8 protein-coding genes and 1 pseudogene are annotated in these 6,875 nt (G+C 66.0%); 6 read left to right on the top strand and 3 right to left on the bottom strand.

What is annotated here, in order from left to right; genetic code table 11:
* Window positions 1-100 precede the first annotated feature (100 nt).
* The 3 genes and pseudogenes from IE126_RS23380 to IE126_RS23370 form a co-directional block, all read left to right on the top strand.
* Window positions 101-670 (top strand): annotated as a pseudogene (locus IE126_RS23380) (DNA-methyltransferase); the annotation flags it as partial.
* Window positions 667-2,007 carry a site-specific DNA-methyltransferase gene (locus IE126_RS23375; RefSeq protein WP_189382586.1) on the top strand — a complete coding sequence of 447 codons (1,341 nt, stop codon included), beginning with the start codon at window positions 667-669 and terminating at the stop codon, window positions 2,005-2,007. The pseudogene IE126_RS23380 and the gene IE126_RS23375, both read left to right, overlap by 4 nt.
* A gap of 57 nt (window positions 2,008-2,064) precedes the next feature.
* Window positions 2,065-2,661, top strand: coding sequence for a hypothetical protein (locus IE126_RS23370; protein WP_189382584.1), 597 nt, complete (start codon window positions 2,065-2,067; stop codon window positions 2,659-2,661).
* Window positions 2,662-2,776: 115 nt separating this feature from the next.
* On the opposite strand, the gene IE126_RS23365 is transcribed toward IE126_RS23370, so the two are convergent.
* The 3 genes from IE126_RS23365 to IE126_RS23355 all read right to left on the bottom strand — a co-directional run bounded on the left by IE126_RS23365 (window position 2,777) and on the right by IE126_RS23355 (window position 3,991).
* Entirely contained in the window at window positions 2,777-3,343 is a 567-nt protein-coding gene (locus IE126_RS23365; protein ID WP_189382582.1) for a DUF3489 domain-containing protein, read from the bottom strand.
* Window positions 3,344-3,438: 95 nt separating this feature from the next.
* The gene (locus IE126_RS23360) at window positions 3,439-3,663 is read right to left on the bottom strand and encodes a hypothetical protein (RefSeq protein WP_108130889.1); all 225 of its coding nucleotides are present in this window, start codon (window positions 3,661-3,663) and stop codon (window positions 3,439-3,441) included.
* 112 nt (window positions 3,664-3,775) lie between these two features.
* On the bottom strand, window positions 3,776-3,991 hold the full coding sequence (locus tag IE126_RS23355; protein WP_068767940.1) for a hypothetical protein: 216 nt from the start codon (window positions 3,989-3,991) through the stop codon (window positions 3,776-3,778).
* A 134-nt stretch (window positions 3,992-4,125) separates the two neighbouring features.
* Here IE126_RS23355 and IE126_RS23350 point away from each other — a divergent pair, with 134 nt between their 5' ends.
* From IE126_RS23350 to IE126_RS23340, 3 genes are read left to right on the top strand one after another with little or no spacing between them, the layout of a single operon-like run.
* Complete coding sequence (locus IE126_RS23350; protein WP_043132986.1) at window positions 4,126-4,662, top strand: hypothetical protein; 537 nt, start codon at window positions 4,126-4,128, stop codon at window positions 4,660-4,662.
* On the top strand, window positions 4,610-6,661 hold the full coding sequence (locus tag IE126_RS23345; RefSeq protein ID WP_189382580.1) for a phage terminase large subunit family protein: 2,052 nt from the start codon (window positions 4,610-4,612) through the stop codon (window positions 6,659-6,661). Before IE126_RS23350 ends, IE126_RS23345 begins: the two co-directional genes overlap by 53 nt.
* Entirely contained in the window at window positions 6,661-6,873 is a 213-nt protein-coding gene (locus tag IE126_RS23340) for a phage head-tail joining protein (RefSeq protein WP_189382578.1), read from the top strand. Before IE126_RS23345 ends, IE126_RS23340 begins: the two co-directional genes overlap by 1 nt.
* Window positions 6,874-6,875: the final 2 nt, after the last annotated feature.

The raw sequence follows: 6,875 nt of genomic DNA, 5'->3' as shown, positions 1-6,875 counted from the left end.
ACTCCTTTGACCCCCTCGCTCTTCGCTTGGGGGAGGGTCACATGGGTCAAATCTCAGTGGAAATTATGCGCCTACACGGGTCACTTCTCAGTGGAAATCAACAGACCGGGCCGACTGGCGCGAGGCTTGGGCGCTGTTTCCCGGCGACGTCGCCTATGTCTGGCACGGCGCGCTGCATGCCGCGACAGTGGCCGAGAGCCTGACCGCAGCAGGTTTCGCCATCCGATCGCAGATCATCTGGGCCAAGGACCGGCTGGTCCTCAGCCGCGGGGACTATCACTGGCAGCACGAACCTTGCTGGTATGCGGTGCGCGCCAAGGGCAAGGGTCACTGGGCCGGGGATAGGAAACAGACGACGCTGTGGCAGATCGCCAACCGGGATCAGGACGCCGACACGGTCCACGGCACCCAGAAGCCGGTCGAATGCATGCGCCGCCCGATCCTGAACAACTCGAGCCCCGGCCAGGCGGTCTATGAGCCCTTCATGGGATCCGGCACAACACTGATCGCGGCCGAGACGACTGGCCGGATCTGCTTCGGTGTCGAGCTGAACCCGGCCTATGTCGATGTCGCCATCGAGCGCTGGCAGTCCTTCACCGGCCAAGAGGCTGTGCTGGCAGAAACCGGCGAGACCTTCGCCGCCCTCAAGGCGAAGCGGCTCGCGGCATGAACGTGCCCCTCCTGCCCGGCCGGATCGAACACTGGCCGCTGGCCCGTCTCCGGCCATACGCCCGGAATGCCAAGACCCACGACGCCGACCAGGTGGCGAAGATCGCCGCCAGCATGGCCGAATTCGGCTGGACCGTCCCCTGCCTGGTTGCCGCCGACGGCGAGTTGATTGCAGGGCACGGCCGGGTCCTGGCCGCTGCCCGGCTGGGTCTGGCCGAGGCGCCGGTCATCGTGTTGGGCCATCTGACCGAGGCGCAGCGTCGGGCTTACCGGATCGCCGACAACAAGCTGACCGAACTGGGCGGGTGGGATGAGGCGCTGCTGCTCGAAGAACTGCGCGGGCTGATGGCCGAGGACTTCGACCTCGGGCTGATCGGAATTCCCGAGGACGAGCTGGACGCGCTGCTGCATGACGCCGACGACCGCGCGCCCATCGACGATGACACCGCGGATACGATCCCCGAGGCCCCGGTCGAACCAATCACCAAGCCAGGCGACATCTGGCGGCTCGGGCATCACCGGCTGATCTGCGGCGATGCGACCGATCCGGCCGTGGTGGTGCGGCTGATGGACGGGGCGCAGGCCTCGCTGATGTTCACCTCCCCGCCCTATGCCAAGCAGCGCGACTATGGGGCGGCGAAGGAAAAGGTCGGTGATTGGGACGCGCTGATGCAGGGCGTCTTCGCCGCAGCGCCCATCACCGCCGATGCGCAACTGCTGGTCAATCTCGGCCTCGTCCACCGGGACGGTGAGTGGATTCCCTATTGGGAGGGCTGGGTCGACTGGATGCGCGCGCAGGGCTGGCGGCGGTTCGGCTGGTATGTCTGGGACCAGGGTCCGGGCCTGCCCGGCGACTGGAATGGGCGGCTGGCGCCGTCGCACGAGTTCATCTTCCACTTCAACCGCCAGCCGCGGAAGCCGAACAAGACGGTGGAGAGCAAGCACGCGGGCGAAACGCTCGGCGGGGGCGGCCTGCGCGGGGCCGACGGCACGGTCCACCGCAAGACCGGATACGGCAACGCCATCCAGAGCCACCGTATCCCGGACAGCGTGTTCCGGATCATGCGGCACAAGGGCGGTCTGGGCGCCGCCGGATCGCACCCGGCCGTGTTCCCGGTGGCGCTGGTCGAGGCGGTGCTGGAGGCCTTCACCGATCCCGGCGACCTGGTGTTCGAACCCTTCTGCGGCTCCGGCACTCAACTGATCGCCGCCGAACGCACCGGGCGGCACTGCCGCGCGGTGGAACTGGACCCTGTTTATTGCGACGTCGCCGTGCGGCGGTGGGAGATGGCGACTGGGCGGAAGGCAGAGCGACCATCGATTGACCAGATCGGATAATGTACCCACATATTTGATCTGGACAGAGCGATGTTGGCCTAAAGGGTCCGAAACCAAATGCCTGCTGACACAGAAAACGAGCCGAACTTTGACGAGATCAAGCGGCTTTTGGCACGTGGCCTAGTCATGAACACCGCCAAAGAAGTAGCGGAGGGGAAAAGAGACGAAGCTTTCGAAGTAGCCCGTGCGGACGAAGAGCGCACACTCCGCACCTGGTGCCGTGGAAAAAAGAACATCCCTACTGCCCTAGAAGCAGTGTGGGACCTGACCCCGGAAAAATTCTATCTCGCGCTCGACGGAGCGTATCCTGGCAATCACGCGTCAGCCGCTTTCGTCATAATCGAAGCCGATATCGACGAGGTGAATCGCAGGCTCACAACCGCTGCAAGCAGGGATAAGGATCCATGGCATGCTCAATACAAAAGGAAGAGCTGCGGTATCGCATATCGGTGGCTGAAGGGGACTGCTGTGACACCGCCCTTGCTCAGGGAGGTCCAAGGTCAAATTCATATTGAGGGAGGAATGCACCGCTTCCATCTTGCAAGGCATTATGGAACGACACGCATGCCTTTCCTCGTCCAGGAGGCCGAGTTGGCCGCCGTGTTGGCGTTGATACCCTCGGCGGCTTTGGGCGCCGTCCACACCGAGATCTAGATGTACCAACAGTGGCCTTCAGGGAGCCTTCAGTCGCACTGGAGAACGAGGATAACGTAACGTGCGGACACAGGACGGAGAGCAGCCGACAGGTGGCTATGTTCCGTAGATGCCGTTACCCAATCCGATAGAACGTCCCCCTGCCCTCCACCTTCTCCACGGTGATGGGCAGACCCAGCTTCTTTTTTAGCGCCCCCGAGATCGAGCCCCTGACCGTGTGCGCCAACCATCCGGTCGCCGCGACCATCTCGGCGACCGTCGCTCCCTCGGGACGCTGGAGCATCGAGATGATCTGGGCCTGCTTGGTGCCAGCGCGGATGGCGACAGGTCTCACGGTTTCGCTGTCGTCGGGCGTCTGTACCGGCTCCGGTTCCGCCTTGGGCTTCGCCCTCCGCACGCTGGCGACGGCGCTGGCCACCACCGACTCGATCCCGATGGCTTCCAGCCCGGCCTCGGTCGCGATCAGCGTGGTGCCGTGGCCATCGCCGGTCTCGCGCCACATCGGTTCGCCGCGGCGCAGGTTCGCCTCGACCTCTTCGAGCCAGCCGCGGGCGATCATCTTGCCGACGACCATCTTGGCGGCGGCGCCGACCAGCCCCTCGGGCAGAGGCAGGGCGAGATTGCCGGGCCGGGTCGCGGCACGAGCGAGGATCAGGGACTGGGTGTCGGACGGGGTGGTCATCGGAGCCTCCGTGGCTGTGGGCGCGCGGTGTGCGCGCCTTCTACGGAGGCAAGCCCCGTCCTCGGACGGAGCGGCCGTTGCGCGGAGTGGGCGCGTCAGGCAGCGTGTTCGCCTTCCTTGAAGGCGCTGTCGGTAATCTGGCGCAGCAGGCCCGCGTAGTGCTTCAGCGTGCCGACATGCCCCCAATGGATATCGTGGGGGTGGGTCTCGAAATGGTCGTCGCTGAGGGCCTTCAGGCGCTCCAGCATGGTGTCGATCTCTGCCTTGGCGGTGATGAAGGCGTCGAGGGCCTTGTCGTTCGGGGCAGAGCGGCGGGTCATGGCGGTGGCATCCTTCGGTGAGTTGCATCGTTCTGGTGCGAACACCATCGCTCTGTCGGGCGAATGATCGTAGGCAAATCGGAGCAATATCAGTGCTTTCTGATCGCTCGGGTCAGATCAGCCGCATCTCGGCCAGCGCGCGGCTGGCGGCACCCAGCTGGGCGGTGGGGAGTTCGATCTTCAGGTGCGACAGGACGTCGGAGGCCTCGGCCGGGATCCCGCTCTCGCGCAGCGCCTGCTCGATGACTTCGGCGATGGCGTCCGGGCGGCTCAGGTCGAAGCCCTCGGGAAGGGTGGAATAGTCGATGCGGATGGTGGTCGTGGTCATGGTGAAACCCTCCTGGGATCGGCGCGATGCGGCCTGTTGATGGACAACAGAATCGCTCCGGAGGGGGAGACAATCAACGGGAATGATTGATATTTCCTGTTTATTTTCAATATCTTGATAGGCTTCACAGCGCCATGAAAGGCATGAGCGAACGCGAGTATGCGGCGCATTCCGGGCTGTCGCGCGGCGGGGTGCAGAAGGCGCGCAAGAACGGGCGGCTGGTGGTCTACGACGACGGGTCGATCAACGCCGCGGCCTCGGATGTGCGGCGGGCCGAGATGACGGATCCCGACCAGCAGCGTCGGTCGCTTGGCGGGGACGGGTTGGCCAGCGGTGCGGGCGAGACCTCGTCCTACATCAAGGCGCGCACGCTGCTGACGGTCTATGCCGCGCAGGACAAGCAGATCGCGGTCCAGAAGAAGAAGGGCACGCTGGTCGACCGCGCGCGCGCGGAAACACTGGTGTTTCGTCTCGCACGGCAGGAACGGGATGTCTGGGTCACCTGGCCCGGACGGGTGGCCGCGCTGATGGCGGCGCAGATCATGGCGGAGGTGGAACGGCAATCCGGGGCATCGGTGACGATCGAGACCGCGATCATGCAAAGGGTGCTGGAAGCCCATGTCCGCGAACAGCTCGACGCCCTCGCCGACCTCCGGGTCTCGCTTGCATGATGAGGATGACGACAACGACCTGACCGAGGGTCTCGACCTCGGTTTCGACGGTGCCGAGGACCTGCTCCGGGTCTGGCGGCAGGCGATGCGGCCCGATCCGAACCTGACGGTGTCGGAATGGGCAGATCAGCATCGCTGGCTGTCGTCGCGTGGCGCGGCCGAGCCGGGGCGCTATCGCACCGCCCGCGCGCCATATCTGCGCGAGATCATGGATGCGCTGTCGCCCGGCCATCCCGCGCAGCGCATCACCTTCATGAAGGCCGCGCAGGTCGGGGCAACGGAAGCGGGCAACAACTGGATCGGCTTCGTCATCCACCATGCGCCGGGGCCGATGCTGGCAGTGCTGCCGAGCCTGGAACTGGCCAAGCGCACCTCGCGGGGCCGCCTTGATCCGCTGATCGCGGACAGCCCGGCGCTCCGCGAGCGAGTGAACCCGGCCCGGTCGCGCGATGCCGGTAATTCAATGCTGTCGAAGGAATTCCCCGGCGGCATCCTGGTGCTGACCGGCGCGAATTCGGCCACCGGCCTGCGGTCGATGCCCGCGCGCTATGTGTTTCTGGACGAGGTCGACGCCTATCCGGCCTCGGCCGACGAGGAAGGCGATCCGGTCACGCTGGCCGAGGCCCGGACCACCACCTTCTCGCACCGGCGCAAGGTGTTCATGGTCTCGACGCCCACGATCCGGGGGCTGAGCCGGATCGAGCGAGAGTTCGAGGCTTCCGACCAGCGGCGCTACTTCGTGCCCTGCCCGCATTGCGGAGCGATGCAGTGGCTGCAGTTCGACCGGCTGCGCTGGGCGAAGGGAAAGCCGGAAACCGCAGCCTATCACTGCGAGGGTTGCGAACGCCCCATTGCCGAGCACCACAAGACCGAGATGCTGGCCCGCGGGGAATGGCGGGCAACAGCAGTTTCCAAGGATCCGAAGGCCATCGGCTTCCACCTCTCGGCGCTCTATTCGCCGCTCGGGTGGAAAAGCTGGTCCGATGTCGCGCGGGAATGGCTGGCGGCCCAAGGGTCGGACGAGACGCTGCGGGCCGCGCGCAACACGCTTCTGGGCGAGACATGGGTCGAAAGCGGCGACGCGCCGGAATGGCAACGGCTGGCGGATCGGCGCGAGGCTTGGACGCCGGGCACCGTGCCAATTGCCGGGCTGTTCCTGACCGCCGGGGCCGACGTCCAAAGGGACCGGATCGAAGTCGATATCTGGGCCTGGGGCCGCGGCCTCGAGTCCTGGCTTGTCGATCACATCGTCATTCCGGGCGGCCCGGATGATCCGGCAGCCTGGGACAAGCTGACCGCCTTGCTCGGGCGGAGCTGGCAGCATGCCAACGGCGCCTTCATGACGGTAGCGCGCCTTGGCGTCGATACCGGCTACGAGGCCGCGGCGGTCTATGCCTGGTCGCGGAAGGTCGGCTTCGAACAGGTGGCACCCCTGAAGGGCCTCGAAGGGTTTAATCGGGCGACACCGGTCTCGGGCCCGACCTTCGTCGACGCCACCATCGGCGGCAAACGTCTGCGCCGCGGCGCACGGCTCTGGTCGGTGGCCACGGCGACGTTCAAGGCCGAGACCTACCGGTTCCTGCGGATCGAACGGCCCACGGACGAGGATCGCGCTACGGGGGTCCTCGATGCCCCTGGCACGATCCACCTGCCCGGCTGGGCCAACACCGAATGGCTGAAGCAGCTGGTGGCCGAACAGCTGGTCACCATCCGCAACAAGCGCGGCTATGCCCATCAGGAATGGCAGAAGATGCGCGAAAGGAACGAGGCGCTGGACTGCCGGGTCTACGCCCGCGCCGCGGCGTGGATCCTTGGCGCCGACCGATGGGACGAAGCCGCCTGGCGACGGCTTGAAGCGCAGGCTGGCGTGGAAACACGTCTGCCGGTGGCTGTCGCCGCGGCCGCCACACAACCCGACCCGGCCCAACCCAAGGCCGGAACGCTGACCACGCCACGCCGGAAACGGCGGGCCTACACCCCGAACTTCATGAGGGACTGATGGACCTTGAACGCATGCAGGCCCTGCTCACTGCACTGCAGGAAGCCCGCTTCGCCGGGCTGCGCAGCGTCAGCTATGACGGCAAGACCTTGACCTATGGCTCGGACGCCGAACTGGCGACGGCGATCCGGGATCTGGAAGGCCGGATCGCGACCGCCTCTGCCACGCCGCGGCGTCGCCGCTGGGGCACCGTGGCCACGAAGGGTCTGTGACC

This window comes from Gemmobacter nanjingensis, from assembly GCF_014652195.1.
Classification (GTDB): Bacteria; Pseudomonadota; Alphaproteobacteria; order Rhodobacterales; family Rhodobacteraceae; genus Gemmobacter; species Gemmobacter caeni.
This window is presented reverse-complemented; position numbering and strand designations above follow the sequence as displayed.